Raw genomic sequence first — 13,799 nt, forward strand, 5'->3', positions numbered from 1 at the left:
GATTACCCCTTATGGAAACCGTTAGCTCGCCAATCGTCGTCGGTGAGCGTGTAGATGATCTCGTCCTCATCCCGGCCTCTGAGGCGTGGGATTCGATAGTCTTTGAAGCCATAAGCCTTGAGGAAACGATGGATGCCTCGACCGTTCCACATTCCGTTTCGTTCAGAGACGCGCATGACGACAAGCTGGCAGCCAAGCTGCTCAAACGGGAATGAAAACATAGCCTTGAGCGTTATACGGTTAAGCCATCTCTTGTCTGTGGCCGCGCCGTGGATCTCGATTACACCCTCTTGAGGATGGTAGTTGTTGAACAGCATGACGGCGATCAGTCCATCGCCATCAAGCACGCCCATAGTGCTGTATGGACCGGTTAACTGTCCCGGTTGCCCGAAGATTTGCGCCGAGCACCAATCCCCCAGAGGTTCATTGACCTCCGGGCTTGATGAACCTCCCCAAAGGATGTTCAAACTAGGACTCCACCCATTTCATAGGTAAGGTCGTACGCGACCAGTTCGGTGCGCGGGAAAGGCGTTACGCCGCAGGTAATCTGTATTTGCGGGGAAAGACTAAATCCTGTCTTGTCAATCGCCACCCATCGGCTACTGACGCTCGTCGTTGTGCCTGCGTCCCACTGTGCAACGTCCCACAATCCGCTGTCCCACTCGTCCGTGGTGAAGTCTGCGACGGATGAAGGCGCAGTTGGAAGGCTTATCGAATAATCGACAGACGCAGAAATCTTCGGGTTGAAAGGCACGGACGAAAGAAATATCGCGCGGGCCATCTTAACCGTCTTGGTCGCTCCTGGCGCTCCGAGATGCTCCGGGAGGCCTACGTAAGTGCAGGTGTATGGCGCCCCATCATCGGTTCCGCCACGCTCCATCTCGTATATCTTGCCGTCATTCGTGCCAAAATACCCCCGATCGGAGTATACTGCGAGGCTGCGCGTGTTCCACTCGGTAAAGCGGCACCATGCGCCGGTTTCAAGATTGGCGACGAAGCAATAAGGGTCTATCCCATCGTCAGGGACTGGAAGGCTGACAACCATCATATTGTTTGCCGACCATTTGATAATTTCCCATGGCAGCGTGCGGCGGGCCGTTACTTCCCTCTTCCATTCCGGCTCGATATTGCGCGTCACAGCGGACAGAGACAGTGCTGCCACATCCTTCTTGACGGCCTCTGATAACGGGACAATCCCGTCTTCAGTCGCGATTGCCAGATCGCCGCCGGCCTGCATGGTGCCATTAAAACCGAGCGGCGGCGTGATCTTGTAAACGCCAACCTTGCGCCAGTCAGTGCCGCTGGTCGGGTCTGTACCCTCGTAAACAGCCACCTCACCCCGGTTGGAAACAAAGACACACTTGTCATCGAGGCCGTCGCCGCTATCAAGCGACCACTTGCCGCCAAAAAGAAGAGCACCACCTTCCTGAAAAATGCCTGCAAGACTGAACGACTGAGCAGCGCCCCCGATGCTATCGACGGGAAGAAACCACGCGTTCATTGTGTCCTTCTCCACAAAGAAGGCTCTGGATGCAAAAGACCACCCAAATGATAGCGCAGCCGTTGCAACGCCAGTGATGGCGGGGGTCGACAGCGTGTTGATCGCCGTCCACGTCGAACCATCGTAAAGCTGTGCGTCATCCGTACCGTTCAGGGCGTAGAGGTAGTTCCCGCCTGCCGTCCCGATCTGGAATGTGGAATAATATCCGCTCGTCTGCCCTGTAACATCGGCAGTTGGTGCAACGTCAGGGTCGGCAATCGTCGTGATCGGAAAGATATTCTCTTCGTCGGAGGCGAAAAACTGTTCCGTGTCGCCGTCTTTGAAGGTCCACATGCGCAAGACAGGGCCGCTGCTGACCGTGGCGTATTTGGTCGATCCACCACGCACGCGGGCGCTTGTTGAGGTAGGAAACCAGTTGTCAAGAACCTGAGCACCTGCCGGCTGCGCCATAGCGAGGTTCTCATTCGCAATCCAGCCTCGTGTCGGAGCCGGGAGCGTCTGCGCGCGCATAGGCTGAGCATCCGGATTCGGCTGTGCCGTCTGCCGTGCCGCTACTCGTCCAGATCTCAGCATCAGGGGGTACGCTCCCGCATGTCGAAGTTTGATCTGTCAACGAGGGCAGCTTCAAACTCAGCAAGATAATCGCTGAAGTCCTGCCCCATCTTGCGTTTCCAGCGCCAGATTGTGCCCTTTACGACCAGATCAGCCGGAACCATCGGCTCGTCACTATCAGATGACCATGCTTCTGTGCCGTTGCTGCACCAGTTCTTTGATTGATAGGATACCGAGACAGTCGCGGCGGCGGCCGGGTACGGATAGAAGTTGATGCTATCGCGCCCGTTGATGCGGAAATATCTCGGGGTTCCCTGTACGCCGGCCAATGCGTTCCACTCATCGGAGGTCAGCCCACCGCGCACGAAATCGCCGCTTGCAGTGACGGCTCCGCCCATTGTCAGCCGGTCGAAGGCTGCGGGGAGTGCAAAATCATCGTCTGAGCCTGTGCCGGTGATCGTGGCAGCAGTACGCAGCGCTGCCCAATCGGCACGGCGCGCAATCTCTTCGGCTGCCTCTGCCGCAAACTGCACAAGGTTCACATATTCCTTGCCCGTGTTTGATGCAGCCGTGTCCGGAACGTCAACGCCGACATTTTTTGCCACTGCCTGGATGATTTCGAGGAGGTTCATGGCGTGATCCCCACGACGCGGACAGTAGCATTCGACCAGCGGGCTTTTTCATCGTCTGCCATGACGGAATTCAGAGATTGTGCAAGGAGAGGCTGCGTTGCATTGACGAGGTCGGCGTCACGCAGGAATTTTGCGGCCTCAAGGCCGGCGGCGTAAAGATAGACGTCGGGATACTGCTGGAGCAGCCAGTTTGAACCGGATACGGAGCTGGTGATCGTCGGAAGGGCTGCGAAATATTCGATGTCACGGTCTCCGGAAAGCGCCTCGATGAGAACCTGAGAACCGTTGATAGCATATCGCCAATAATTCGCCCCGTATGCCTTGTTGCCCGACAGCGTGCCGGCGCGCATGGGCTGGCCATTACCGTCATAGACGTTGATCATCTCCAGAAAGTCGGTCGGCAGGGTTGCCGCGCCATCCGTGAATGTGAGCGTGTCGGTCGTGATCTGCTTGCGGGTGCGAAGTTGCCGGTTCAGGCTGCTTTCGGCCTGCTGCACGAGGCGCTTCATCACGTCGGAGATGTTGCGATTGCCCACATGTTCCGAGACGGCAACGCGAAGGTCGAGATAGTCGGCGAATACGGCCATCAGACTGTCCCTTCCTTAGTACGCCACGCGCGGTTATCGGCATCGTTGAGCCAGCGCGAGACATACTTGTCGTCACCCTCGCTGTGGGCCTTCATCAGGCCCGCATTCTCGTCATGCAGGATGTTCAGCGGGATTGAGGCAATCAGGTGATAGTCACCCTTCCATGCCTTCTGAGCCACGTTTCGGATCGCCGTGTTCTCAGAAATGGTGGCTTCGACGGGATAATCGGTCCTGATTGTCGTCTTTTCCCCGTCGAAGTAAGACCAGACAGAACGCCCGGTCGCATAATCGTAGCTGATCAGCGTCCAGTCGCCGTCTTTGATGGTCATTTGTCGGCCTTCACTCGCGAAATGGCACCGCTTTCAATCCCGGCGAGGGCATCTTCGGCCGTCATTTCAACGATACTTCCGGCGCGGTGACGATCGCCGTTCTCGTCCCAGAAATCGCGTTCTATTTTGAACGACATAGTCTTTGGCTTGCGAGAGGTGGCAGCGACAGGAGCGGGATCCTGGGGCTGAGGATTGCCAGCCAAGGCCGCGTCGATCCGCTTCTGAAGTTCTTCAGCGTCCCATCCGTTGAAAGCATTTTTGCCGACGAGTTCCTTGTAGTCGGCGCGAAGCTTGGCCACGCTTGCGGCTGCGGCTGCGTCTTCTGCAAGAGCTGCGTCGATTGCTTCCTTAACCGCTTCGGCTGTGGCAGTGTCCGTCACTTCAATGTTGAGTTCTTCCGCCTGCTTGAGCAGATCGGGGTCGATGTCACTCTTGGCCATGGTTTGGTCCTTTGAGGAGAGGGAATATAAAAGGGGCCAGCGCGGGCCAGCCCCTCAGTTTCAGTTTTGGCTATCCCGGTTACGAGACGGTGGCGGAGAAAGGTGTTGCTTCCGTACCGGTCGAAACCAGAGCGCCAGAAACCTCCCATACACCGCTTGCAACGTCCTTCAGGACAACATAGCTGCCCTTGACGCCGCCCGTGGTCGAACCGCTCATGGTGATCGTGTCCGATGTCGCGGTCGTCGGGCAGGTGACACCTGCGATGTCGGTTGCCACGCTCAGAACGCCCTGCATGATGTCGGTAGCGTTCGCCACCTTGATGATCAGGTTGTTAGAGGTGATCGTGGTGCCGACAAACACGGTGTATTCGTCGCCCTTCCCGGTGGACGCCGGGAGGGTAATCGTTGCGCCGGCCGCAGCGTTGACGACGACGGTGGCGCCGGCGTGAACGCTGCGGGAGAGCGTGGTGGAAGCCGTTACGGCGATGGGTGCAAGTGTGGTCATTGCCGTTTCTCCTTACGAGCTTGCAGTGAGGCCGAAGAGGTCAGCGGCAACGCCAAGGCCCTTTTCGTTCTTCACCTTCAGGGTGCCTTCACCGATGATCACGCCCTTGTCGGCGTCACCGGTCTTAGCGACATCCTTGTCCTCCTGAATCTTGCGGAGCCAGAGGAATTCAAGGAATTCGGTGTCGAGGAAGAAGGCGTTGCGCGACGTGCCGGCCGTGGACATGACCCGGTTCGGGTGAACCATGATCTTGCCATAAGGGCCTTCGTACACGTCGGCATTCGCGACGATCGTATTGTTCTGGCCATCCGAGACCGCATAGCGGAACGGTGCGACGTTGCTGTCCGACATGAACGTGACAAACACGCTCTTGACGTAAGGCGATACGACGCAGTGGCGCAGATTGGCGCCTTCTTCGTAACCCTGCTTCATCACGTCGTCCATGATGGACTTCGTGAAGGCGCGCTGGGTTCCGTCCGTTGCTGCGACGGTCAGACCAGTGCCGGAGTTGAAGCCACCATTGGAGCCGCCAGAGCCGCGGCTGACGTTCGATGTCAGCCAGGTCGGAAGGCCGCCGATTTCGCGGGTTGCTCCGCCGACAGAGGCATTGTTGGTGACGAGCGCAAGCTCGACATCCTTCTTGATCTCGACGCCCTTCTTGAGCTTCTGGTACTTGCGCTTCTGAACGCGGCCAGCTTCGTCAACCACTTCCTGCGTGCCGGAAATGATCCAGGTCTTGCGCATGATCTGGGTGTAAGAACCCAGACGAGACGGCGGGGTGATGGCGTCGAAGTTGTATTCGTTGCCTTCCGGCTGGATGTTTTCAGCCGGCGCGGCGAGTTCGTCCGTTTCCCATTCCGGGTGTACGCTGACGCACTTTCCCTTCGGGATCATGGAATAGATGGGGGTGTCTTCGGGCGTGATACGCGATACCACGTCCGAAAGCTCTTCGCGGTTGCCGACCGCAGAGGTCGTCACGAAGGTATTTGCAAGAACAGCCATTTGAGGCTCCTATGGTGAAGATGGTCAATCAAAATCGATCGACATTGCGTCGTGGATCGATCCGGTTCTTGACAGCTTCTTCATCGCATCCTGATTGGCGCGGGCCTTGGCTGCTGGCGTGCCAGCTTGGCGTTTGCCCGTTGCTACCGGGGGCACATTTTCGACCTTCTTGTTGGCGGTGGCTCTCGCCTTTTCCGCCTTCAGACCAAGCGCGGCATAGTGCGCAAGCCTGAACATGCGATGGTCGACGGACTGCTGGATCTCCTCATCGGAATAGCCAAGCTCCTTCGCTGCCGATGCGGCGTTGTCGAAGAATGCTTTGCGGCCTTCCGGCTTGGCAACCTGTGGGAAGAACTGCGCGAGCTGACGGAACTCGGTTTCAACCGCTTCCCGCTTCTGCTCTTCGCTGAGCTTCGTCACAACGTCCTTGGGTGCGTTGGCCTGCTCGATGATGGCGTTGACCTGGGCCATTGCCGCCTCGTGCATTGCCCGCTGCCTGACGTATTCGCCGGGATTTGTCATCGCCAGCGACGGATCAGGTGCGTCCGGTATCTGTTTCGCCAGGAAATCAGCGATGGCGTCCACCGATTTGGTGACGCGGGCTGTCATCTCGTCAAGCTCTCGGCGCTTGGTTCCAAGCTCTCCGGTCTTGTGGCGGTAATCGCGCTCCATCATGTAACCGGCCTTAAGGTCCTTGAGGGACACCTTTTCGCCAGTCTGGAGCGTGACGATAACGGCTTCCGGGTCTGCGTCTCCGTCCTCAGGGGTGCCCCCATCGGTTTCGTCCGCTTCGCCTTCTGCGTTCTCGTCTACGGTTTCGGCCTCTTGATCGCCATCTTCGGGCGTCTCATCCGTCTCATCCGCTGATACCTGTTCAGCAGCAACGGGCGGGTTGGCTTCAGGCTCTTCGCCCGGCTCCAGCCAGTTGTAGTTTGCAGGGTCATCGAGACTGGTTGAGGGTGCGGCACTTTCGCTCCCGGTCGGGTTGGCGGTTGCCTGGGTATCTGCCATTTGTCTGTCCTTTGGCTCAAGGTTCATCGTCCTGCGACATGCAGGCGATCTACGCAGCGGGTTGGCCGTGGCTCCCGCGTTTGCGAAGCAGTGAAGGGGTTAGGCTACCGGCTTGACCGGCGGCTTCGGCAGATCCTCTTTCGATATCCGCTCAAGATCGTCGCGCAACTCACGAATGGCGCGCACCTGTGTGGCGGCCGCCAGTCTGGCACCGTCGTCGGTGGCGGCTGCATAAACGCAGGCGTCGGTGTAGGTCTTTTCCATCTCGGCCAACAGTTCGGCAAAGAGTGGAATGGCGAGAATGTCACGGGCGGCGGCGGCGCGGGTCAATTCATGCCCTCAATCGTACGGACGAATTCACTAGCCTGCGCTCTTTTGATGTCGCTTTCCCGCTGATCTCGCGCTCTTGCGTCCTCCCGATCCATCCGTTCCCGCTCAATGGCTTCGGTGCGGGCCTGCTTTTCGCGCTCCCACTCGATCTCCATCGCCTTGATCGTTATTTCGTTTTCGAGTTCTTTTTCCTTGACGATAAGATCGGCGTCTCGCTGCTCACGCTCCTTGGAAGCGTCCGCAACAAGTTTAGCCTCAGTCTCCGCGAGCCGCTGCTGGCCTTTCTTCTCTTCAAGCGCAATATCGGTCTGGGCCTTGATTTGCTCTGGAGAAGGTTGGTTCTGCGAGGCGGCAATCTTCTGCTTGACTTCTTCAGCGTCCGGCTTGGTGAAATACAGATCCGGAGATTTCAGCCCCGCTGCTTCAGCCTGCTTGGCAATGCCGTTGTAGAGATTATCAGGCGACACATACGGATTGTCAGGCCCAAACGCATCTAGAAGTTTTTCCTGAAGGCTGATGATCAGGCCCATCATCATCATGTCACGCTCGCGGGTGCCGGCACCAAGTCCGGTATTGACCGTGGCGTCCATGTCGGCGTTCCACGTCTTCGGATCGACCGTTACCCACTCATTGCGAAGGCGAATCGTGCGCGGCTTGTCCTGATGCTGTATTGTGAGCTTGAGAAGGCCCTTGAATACTCGCTTCAGCCCCTCAGCAATCGTGCGCACCATCATTTCGGTTTGACCGATGCCAGCCTGTTCAATCATTGCCGACGCCTTGGCCGTCATGTTTTGCAACGCATCTGGCGCCATACCGCTCGATGCATCAGAAATGCCGGTGCGGTCAGTCACTTCGCCGTCGAGATATTCCAGCATGGCGAATGACTTGTCAGCCACCATAGGCACAACGTTGTAGTTGACGGCGGTGCGAACATCGGTCCCGGTCTTGACGCGGATTGGAAGACCGAACTGTGGAGCCGTCACGCTCTCGGGGTTGGTTATCGCACCTTCCTGCACGACTGGCTGAAGGTTGTTCTGCCAATACAGGTTGTCGATTGTCTGACGAAGCAAGACCGTCTTGATCTTCTGGATCTCGGCCACGTCATCCGTGACGCTCGTGCCTTCCCACTGATGCGGCCGGCGCTCTGCCACGATGTCGGCATAGTTCGGCTCGTCCCACGGCTCGTTTTCAAGCAGGCTCTTCGATGTCAGACCACCAGCGAACACGATGCGGCGAAGCTCGGCAATTCCGTCATTGTCGTAATCCACGCGAACGAGAAGATCATAATATTCGATCTCCTGCATGGCCGTGGCCTGGATCTCGTCGCGCTGAAAGACATCGCGGCGGCGCGTATCCTCTTCTTCGTCCTGCTCCAGATCGCCGTTGCCAACCAGCGGCAGCGCATCAACAATCTCGCGGTCGTACCCCATGGCCACTAAGTCAGATCGGCGCAGGCGCGTATTCTCCCCGCAGAGAGGCGCATCCTCAATGCCTATCGCGTCGGGATGGATTAGCCAGTTCTCAAGCGGGATTGCCCCAAGCTTGTTGCGGCGCTCCTCAGACATGCGCTTGATGCGGCAGTCGTGAACAGTGATCGGGACCTGCCCTTCCGGCGTGTCAACTATCTCCTCACGAGCGGTGTGCTCAAGAACCTCAACTTCATCGCTCTCGACAAGCTGGGCGAACGACATGTCGTCAAGGCCGCTGTGCGTCGAGTAGCAGACATGAATGCGCTTGTCGCACCACCATTTGATAATGCCGTTGCGAAGCTTGAGGGCATCACTGATGGCGTCCTCTACGGCAGCGCGGCCGCCGCTCTCGGGGAACACCACGTAATTGACGAAATCCGTTGCCTGGTTGGCCCCAGCCTCATCGCCTTCCTTCATCGGCTCGTATTCGACAATCTTGTCATTGCCAAGAATGGTGCGAACAACCGAAGGGACAACCTTCTTGATCGCAGCGCGCACATCACGGCTGACAACCTTCGACCGGCCATCTTCTGCCGGCACGTCTTTCATGATTCCGTCGAAATACTCCATCGCACGGATACGCTCCTTGGAGCGCTCGTCGCGGTAGGCTTCGGCGTCTTTCACGAGATTGTAGACGATCCCGCAAAGCTGGTCGTCAGTCATGGATTTTTCGACCATTAAACTACTTTCCGAGCTTTGAATTTCCAGTCAGTGTCGTTTGGCTTGATACAGGCAAATCTCTTCATCATGATCGCGTATCGGGACGCACTGATTACGTCGTCTCGCTCTTTGACGACCTTGCCATCCTTACGGTGATAGATGCGCCGCTCTTCCAGCCATGCGCCGCATGTTTTGAACACCTTCAGGCGTCCGGTTAGCAGCCGATCGAGCATTTCCATCAGACCAGCCTCAACGCTGTTTGAGCCATCCTCGAACGTTGCCCGCTCCGGAAGCATAGCAAGCCCCTGGTCGCCATACTGCTTCGATAGGTTCTCACCTGCTGCAGTGTCGTTATTGCCGTCATGCGGCCAAGCCCATGGCAGCCACCCGCCCCACGGCTTGATGGCCGCCGCATGAATGACCGGCGTAGCCTGACGCTGGCGATAATCCTTCGTGATGTAGATCACATCAGCGTCGCGATCCCACGCAATGCACGCTGCAGCCGTTGGGTGATCCCATCCAAAGTCAAGGCCGCCGATTTGCACCCAATGCTTGGGAATATCGAACGGCTCTACAACGATGTCCTCTTCAATCACCGGGAAGATGAGGCCAGAACCCATGGACGGTATGCCCTTGGTTCTCGCTTCCCTTTCGTGCGCCGGGTACGACGCGATGATCTTTGCCCTCTCTTCAGGCGAATAGTGGTCGGCGTCCTCGATCGTCATCGTTATGACTTCACGATCCATGGCGCCCTCGTCTTGCTCCATCAGGAAGCGGGCCACGACCGAAGACATGCCCTTGAGAGGTGTGAACGTGACCGCGATCAATCCCATCGTCGCGTTCGTTCTGGTGATGGCCTCGAAATAAACGTCTTCCGGCGGCTCTTCATCGGGCCAGACGTAATCGACCGTGTTGGCCTGCCATTTCCCCCGCCCCTGCTCATATGCCTTGAAGAACAGGGTTGAGATGCCACCGCTCACATGCTTGACCGTGATCGAGTCCAGCGCGCCAGAGACGCCAGAGCGCCGCGTCGTGTCGACAATCGCGTCTTTGGGAATATACCCGGTTCCCCAGTCCTCTTCATTCATCGGCGGCCCGACGAGAAGGCGCTGCACACCGTCACGCGTCAGTTCATACGATTCCGAACCGGCAAGCATTGTGATCGGCTTGCTGAACCTATGCCCCGGCCAAGCCTCGCCATTTGGCCCCTTGTAGAGATCATACCGTCCAGTCAGATGCAGAGCGGCTTCAGCAGCGCCGGCAAGCGTCTTGCCCAACTGGTTACCCGCCATGAACAACCGCTCACGCTTCGAAGCACCAGATGCATGAAACTGATGCTGCTTGCTGTACGGCTTGTAGAACTTCAGGCGGTTAGTGCGCTGTCTCCTTTGGAGTTCCGCCAGAAGCGCTGCCTGCTCCCTGAGCATCGAGGAAAGGGCGGATTGCGGCATCAAGGGATCTGACGCGCTCGATAAGCTGGTCATCAGTGATGTCGTCCATTGGGTTGATGTTCACATTCAGGTCGCGGGGCAGAAGCGATGCAACGACCTTCAAATACTGCTCCGGCTTTTCAGCAATGACCTTTTCTATGACGTCTTTGCCCTTCTCAGCCCATGAGGAGTAAAGGTCCTCGATGAAAGCCTCACCGAGCTTGCTTCTTGCGCCTTTTGGACGCCCAGCCGGGTTCCCTGATTGGCCTGGTACCCAAGCGGCGGATAGGCCCTGTTTCTTCGGTGTATATTCACCGCTCACGGCTGCTCACCACATCGCCACGATGTTGGTCGCCGTCGTGTTGGTCGCGTTAACCCGAGACACGCGGATCGGCAGCACCGTACCAGCAACAACACCGACGAACGAAACAGCCGTGCCATTCGCATCGACTGCGACGACAGTGCCATCGCCACCTACATAAAGCGCGCGGGTCAGATATGTCAGGTCAACGCTGTCACTCGGCGTCACTGCGGCGAACCTGCCGGCAGGAGCGGTAATGCTGTTGCTTGCGTTTGCGAGATCGGTTGCTGCCATTGTTCTCTTCCCTATCTGGGGTTATTCCGGTCGGGGCGCAAAACTATTCCAGAAATGCTTTATCCAGCCGGTGGGCAGGTGGCATTTCGTTGGCATTTCGCGATAATGGTTTTCTACGCAGGCAGGTAATACTGCCACCAGAAGTCAGACCCGCCGTGCAGATACTGATGCTTCTGGATGCACCGACGCCGTACCCAGCGAAGCCAGACAAGGCGCTGATCGTATGTGCGGACCGGGAACCATGCAAAATGGTCGTGCCAGCCGCTTACAGGATCGCCAAACATCATCTGCGGGTTTGGCTCCCGCTCTTGCTCGGTGGTGGTCATGGGGTGGGGACTTTGAGCAAGGCAACAGCCTGCGCTATGCCAACTGCCGTTTGAGCCAGATGAGAAGCCTTTTCAGCATGGCCGTTATCGGCGGCGCGCTTTGCCCAATGCAATATGAGAAACGCGTCATGCTCAGCAGCGTCAATTTTCTTGGCGCGCTCTTCCGGCGTCATCGCTCTCTCCATGTGGGCGGGGGAATGGGGTTACTCAGCCAGCTTTTCGATAACCTTGCCGGCTCCTTTGCCGATGCGCTTGGCTTTGGATACGGTGTAAGGCTCGTCGCGATCGACAAGCGCGCCACCGAGAGTGACGGCATCCACGGCGACAGACACAGGGAGCGTGGCAACGTCAACCACGGTGCTGATAAGCTTTCCGAACATATTCATCTCCTGAAACGAATGCAGCCCCACCTTGTTACGGGCGGGGCTGGTGGAATGGGTTCGGAACCGCACCTTGCTGGCGACTTGTTCGGATCGCTTGGGTGCGCGGTCGCGGCGCTCTATGGTCCCTGTCGCCGTCCTTTACCCGTAGGCAGGAAGGAACGACCCCGAGTAAATCGCGACCTTCACGAGCTATGCCCGCCTTCCTGATTTGCTGCGAGGGCCACACGCTACCGTGGCTCCGGTTTGTAAGCTGCTGCTTTTCGCCATAGACCGGACTCGCCGCCGTAGCGGTTTCCCACCTCTAAGTGCGCTTCTGCGTTTCAGCGCCGCCTCGCATTCCGTTGCCCTGTTGGGCGATTTGGTCCCTCATGCTCCCTAGCCGAACCGTGGCCCGGCTACTGGTAGAACCCAGAGCTTCGGGATGCATGAGGTGTTTGGTTGCGGTGGTGAGATTTGAACTCACGTCCTTTAGGTTATGAGCCTGACGAGCTACCGGGCTGCTCTACACCGACATAAACTGAATTTTGGGTGCGCTTTTCTAACCCTCGGTCGCGCGAAGGTTAAGCTAGGCCGTCGAGTATTCCCTTTGGTAATAACGAAAGGTCCGACCGAACACCCAAATCACGCCGAAACATTAGCTTGCCATCGCGAGATTTGCAAGAGGGCCATCGCCTTCAAGCCCCTCCAATTCCTTGAGAATCAACAGAACTCTTTCGCGGGTGGCTGGCGACAGTTCATTCATGGCCTGCTCTGCTGCATATCGCATGGAGACCTTCTTGCGTCGGCCTTTTGGTAATATCAATCCAAGCTGGCGGTTGAGAGCATTGCGCCGCTGTTGATCGGCAAGCCTCTGCCGTTCCTCGCGCTCTCTGGTGTAGACAGCCTTGCGCTCCATGTCGGCCAGCATCAAGAGGCCGATGTCTTCAGCATCACGGAATACGGCCGGCGCTCCGTCGCGTGATGCCTTGAGGAAACACATCACGCCGTCTGTCTTCCGAACCTTTTCGTAATCGCCATCGGTGATGTTGACGAAGACATAACCGACGAGAAGCGGAAATCGCTTGGCGATCACCTTGTTCGTGCGCTGGTGTCGAACGTCTTGCCAGAATGACGGCATATAGACGTCGATGCCCTCATTACGCAGATTGCGCTCTATGATGCTTTCGCCTTCTCGGCCTGCCGGTAGATTTGCAGCCAGAGACGCCATTCGCTGTGTGCCCGGCATTGGCCGTATTGCGCACCATTTCGTTTTCTTCATGCCCGCCGCCCCTTCTGTTACTTTCTGCCGAGAATGCGCTTGATTTCATCCATGCAGGCCGATGCGCCGCGCCCTTGCTGGTATTGATCTATGATGCGGTGAATGGCTGTCTCTCGCTTTTTGCGATCTGAGCCGGCCGCCTTTGCGGTGAGGATTGGCTTAGAAATGGTGTTCATTCATCCTCCCCTCTTTGGCTGCCTTGCGCCGATGGGCAAAATCGCTCGGGGCCTCGTCTGTTCTGGTGAAGCCTAAAACACGTTCAGCCGCTTTTCTGGCTATATTTGCTTCATGCAGCGTCCGGAACGATCCAAGGTAAACGTGCCGTGGGCCGTTCCATATTCTTGCAACCCACCGCCCATCTCCGGGGGTGTTGTTGTATTTTGGCTTCCAGTTGACGCCATGAACGCCAGAGGTGTTGTTTATCCTCTGGCGAGCATTCCTTTGGTTCTCGCTTTTGGTGACCTTGCGAAGGTTCTCCCAGCGGTTATCGTCTGGATTGCCGTTGATGTGGTCTATTTCGAAGTCAGGGTATTGAACATGTTCGCCGGTCATTATGAGCCAAGCGATACGATGGGCAGGATGGTATTTGCCATCAACGCAGACTTTTCTATACCCCTCCAGCTTCATAATGCCGCCTGCACGCCTCCCCACCTTCTTCAGATGCTTTGCGTACGTTGCGGGGGTAAATTCGTGTTTCGGTCGCTCCCTAAAAAAAAGAGCGCCTGTCAATGGGTCATAGTTGAAATATTCCTTTGCTCGTGCTTGTGTAAGCGCAGCCATTTATAGCTC

19 protein-coding genes and 1 tRNA gene are annotated in these 13,799 nt (G+C 57.2%); all 20 read right to left on the reverse strand.

Annotated elements, in window-relative coordinates:
- Positions 1–2: 2 nt before the first annotated feature.
- Positions 3–467, reverse strand: a complete 465-nt coding sequence (locus PIB16_RS19075) for a GNAT family protein (protein ID WP_271046187.1) — start codon at positions 465–467, stop codon at positions 3–5.
- The gene (locus PIB16_RS19080) at positions 464–1,951 is read right to left on the reverse strand and encodes a hypothetical protein (protein WP_271046188.1); all 1,488 of its coding nucleotides are present in this window, start codon (positions 1,949–1,951) and stop codon (positions 464–466) included. Before PIB16_RS19080 ends, PIB16_RS19075 begins: the two co-directional genes overlap by 4 nt.
- Before the next feature lie 122 nt (positions 1,952–2,073).
- On the reverse strand, positions 2,074–2,685 hold the full coding sequence (locus PIB16_RS19085) for a phage adaptor protein (protein ID WP_271046189.1): 612 nt from the start codon (positions 2,683–2,685) through the stop codon (positions 2,074–2,076).
- Complete coding sequence (locus PIB16_RS19090; protein WP_271046190.1) at positions 2,682–3,272, reverse strand: phage adaptor protein; 591 nt, start codon at positions 3,270–3,272, stop codon at positions 2,682–2,684. The genes PIB16_RS19085 and PIB16_RS19090 overlap by 4 nt, the downstream gene beginning before the upstream one ends.
- The gene (locus PIB16_RS19095; RefSeq protein ID WP_271046191.1) at positions 3,272–3,601 is read right to left on the reverse strand and encodes a hypothetical protein; all 330 of its coding nucleotides are present in this window, start codon (positions 3,599–3,601) and stop codon (positions 3,272–3,274) included. The genes PIB16_RS19090 and PIB16_RS19095 overlap by 1 nt, the downstream gene beginning before the upstream one ends.
- Positions 3,598–4,041: a hypothetical protein gene (locus tag PIB16_RS19100; RefSeq protein WP_271046192.1), complete on the reverse strand. Its 444-nt coding sequence runs from the start codon at positions 4,039–4,041 to the stop codon at positions 3,598–3,600. Before PIB16_RS19100 ends, PIB16_RS19095 begins: the two co-directional genes overlap by 4 nt.
- A gap of 79 nt (positions 4,042–4,120) precedes the next feature.
- The gene (locus PIB16_RS19105; protein ID WP_271046193.1) at positions 4,121–4,546 is read right to left on the reverse strand and encodes a hypothetical protein; all 426 of its coding nucleotides are present in this window, start codon (positions 4,544–4,546) and stop codon (positions 4,121–4,123) included.
- Between the two features lie 12 nt (positions 4,547–4,558).
- Entirely contained in the window at positions 4,559–5,548 is a 990-nt protein-coding gene (locus tag PIB16_RS19110; protein ID WP_271046194.1) for a DUF5309 domain-containing protein, read from the reverse strand.
- Positions 5,549–5,572: 24 nt separating this feature from the next.
- On the reverse strand, positions 5,573–6,559 hold the full coding sequence (locus PIB16_RS19115) for a hypothetical protein (protein ID WP_271046195.1): 987 nt from the start codon (positions 6,557–6,559) through the stop codon (positions 5,573–5,575).
- Between the two features lie 99 nt (positions 6,560–6,658).
- The gene (locus PIB16_RS19120; protein WP_271046196.1) at positions 6,659–6,889 is read right to left on the reverse strand and encodes a hypothetical protein; all 231 of its coding nucleotides are present in this window, start codon (positions 6,887–6,889) and stop codon (positions 6,659–6,661) included.
- Entirely contained in the window at positions 6,886–9,036 is a 2,151-nt protein-coding gene (locus tag PIB16_RS19125) for a portal protein (RefSeq protein ID WP_271046197.1), read from the reverse strand. The genes PIB16_RS19120 and PIB16_RS19125 overlap by 4 nt, the downstream gene beginning before the upstream one ends.
- Positions 9,036–10,469 carry a terminase large subunit domain-containing protein gene (locus PIB16_RS19130; protein ID WP_442866790.1) on the reverse strand — a complete coding sequence of 478 codons (1,434 nt, stop codon included), beginning with the start codon at positions 10,467–10,469 and terminating at the stop codon, positions 9,036–9,038. Before PIB16_RS19130 ends, PIB16_RS19125 begins: the two co-directional genes overlap by 1 nt.
- Positions 10,390–10,770 (reverse strand): DUF5681 domain-containing protein, encoded by a 381-nt coding sequence (locus PIB16_RS19135; RefSeq protein ID WP_271046199.1) that lies wholly within the window; start codon positions 10,768–10,770, stop codon positions 10,390–10,392. The genes PIB16_RS19130 and PIB16_RS19135 overlap by 80 nt, the downstream gene beginning before the upstream one ends.
- A gap of 6 nt (positions 10,771–10,776) precedes the next feature.
- Positions 10,777–11,043, reverse strand: coding sequence for a spike base protein, RCAP_Rcc01079 family (locus PIB16_RS19140; protein WP_271046200.1), 267 nt, complete (start codon positions 11,041–11,043; stop codon positions 10,777–10,779).
- Positions 11,044–11,365: 322 nt separating this feature from the next.
- Positions 11,366–11,542 (reverse strand): hypothetical protein, encoded by a 177-nt coding sequence (locus tag PIB16_RS19145; RefSeq protein WP_271046201.1) that lies wholly within the window; start codon positions 11,540–11,542, stop codon positions 11,366–11,368.
- A gap of 30 nt (positions 11,543–11,572) precedes the next feature.
- Positions 11,573–11,749, reverse strand: a complete 177-nt coding sequence (locus PIB16_RS19150) for a hypothetical protein (RefSeq protein ID WP_271046202.1) — start codon at positions 11,747–11,749, stop codon at positions 11,573–11,575.
- 438 nt (positions 11,750–12,187) lie between these two features.
- A tRNA-Met gene (locus tag PIB16_RS19155) sits at positions 12,188–12,265 on the reverse strand.
- A 121-nt stretch (positions 12,266–12,386) separates the two neighbouring features.
- The gene (locus PIB16_RS19160; RefSeq protein WP_271046203.1) at positions 12,387–13,010 is read right to left on the reverse strand and encodes a transcription termination/antitermination NusG family protein; all 624 of its coding nucleotides are present in this window, start codon (positions 13,008–13,010) and stop codon (positions 12,387–12,389) included.
- A 17-nt stretch (positions 13,011–13,027) separates the two neighbouring features.
- Complete coding sequence (locus PIB16_RS19165; RefSeq protein ID WP_271046204.1) at positions 13,028–13,186, reverse strand: hypothetical protein; 159 nt, start codon at positions 13,184–13,186, stop codon at positions 13,028–13,030.
- A complete protein-coding gene (locus tag PIB16_RS19170; RefSeq protein ID WP_271046205.1) occupies positions 13,170–13,790 on the reverse strand; it encodes an HNH endonuclease in 621 nt (206 codons plus the stop codon). Before PIB16_RS19170 ends, PIB16_RS19165 begins: the two co-directional genes overlap by 17 nt.
- Positions 13,791–13,799: the final 9 nt, after the last annotated feature.

It is taken from the genome of Agrobacterium sp. ST15.13.015, from assembly GCF_027871645.1.
GTDB classification, from domain to species: Bacteria; Pseudomonadota; Alphaproteobacteria; order Rhizobiales; family Rhizobiaceae; genus Agrobacterium; species Agrobacterium leguminum.

Bases quoted from the DNA above. Each gene is read 5' to 3' on its own strand.
- PIB16_RS19080 (WP_271046188.1), bottom strand. From the start codon at position 1,951: ATGGCGCAGCCGGCAGGTGCTCAGGTTCTTGACAACTGGTTTCCTACC.
- PIB16_RS19085 (WP_271046189.1), bottom strand. From the start codon at position 2,685: ATGAACCTCCTCGAAATCATCCAGGCAGTGGCAAAAAATGTCGGCGTT.
- PIB16_RS19090 (WP_271046190.1), bottom strand. From the start codon at position 3,272: ATGGCCGTATTCGCCGACTATCTCGACCTTCGCGTTGCCGTCTCGGAA.
- PIB16_RS19095 (WP_271046191.1), bottom strand. From the start codon at position 3,601: ATGACCATCAAAGACGGCGACTGGACGCTGATCAGCTACGATTATGCG.
- PIB16_RS19100 (WP_271046192.1), bottom strand. From the start codon at position 4,041: ATGGCCAAGAGTGACATCGACCCCGATCTGCTCAAGCAGGCGGAAGAA.
- PIB16_RS19105 (WP_271046193.1), bottom strand. From the start codon at position 4,546: ATGACCACACTTGCACCCATCGCCGTAACGGCTTCCACCACGCTCTCC.
- PIB16_RS19110 (WP_271046194.1), bottom strand. From the start codon at position 5,548: ATGGCTGTTCTTGCAAATACCTTCGTGACGACCTCTGCGGTCGGCAAC.
- PIB16_RS19115 (WP_271046195.1), bottom strand. From the start codon at position 6,559: ATGGCAGATACCCAGGCAACCGCCAACCCGACCGGGAGCGAAAGTGCC.
- PIB16_RS19125 (WP_271046197.1), bottom strand. From the start codon at position 9,036: ATGGTCGAAAAATCCATGACTGACGACCAGCTTTGCGGGATCGTCTAC.
- PIB16_RS19130 (WP_442866790.1), bottom strand. From the start codon at position 10,469: ATGCCGCAATCCGCCCTTTCCTCGATGCTCAGGGAGCAGGCAGCGCTT.
- PIB16_RS19140 (WP_271046200.1), bottom strand. From the start codon at position 11,043: ATGGCAGCAACCGATCTCGCAAACGCAAGCAACAGCATTACCGCTCCT.
- PIB16_RS19145 (WP_271046201.1), bottom strand. From the start codon at position 11,542: ATGACGCCGGAAGAGCGCGCCAAGAAAATTGACGCTGCTGAGCATGAC.
- PIB16_RS19150 (WP_271046202.1), bottom strand. From the start codon at position 11,749: ATGTTCGGAAAGCTTATCAGCACCGTGGTTGACGTTGCCACGCTCCCT.
- PIB16_RS19160 (WP_271046203.1), bottom strand. From the start codon at position 13,010: ATGAAGAAAACGAAATGGTGCGCAATACGGCCAATGCCGGGCACACAG.
- PIB16_RS19165 (WP_271046204.1), bottom strand. From the start codon at position 13,186: ATGAACACCATTTCTAAGCCAATCCTCACCGCAAAGGCGGCCGGCTCA.
- PIB16_RS19170 (WP_271046205.1), bottom strand. From the start codon at position 13,790: ATGGCTGCGCTTACACAAGCACGAGCAAAGGAATATTTCAACTATGAC.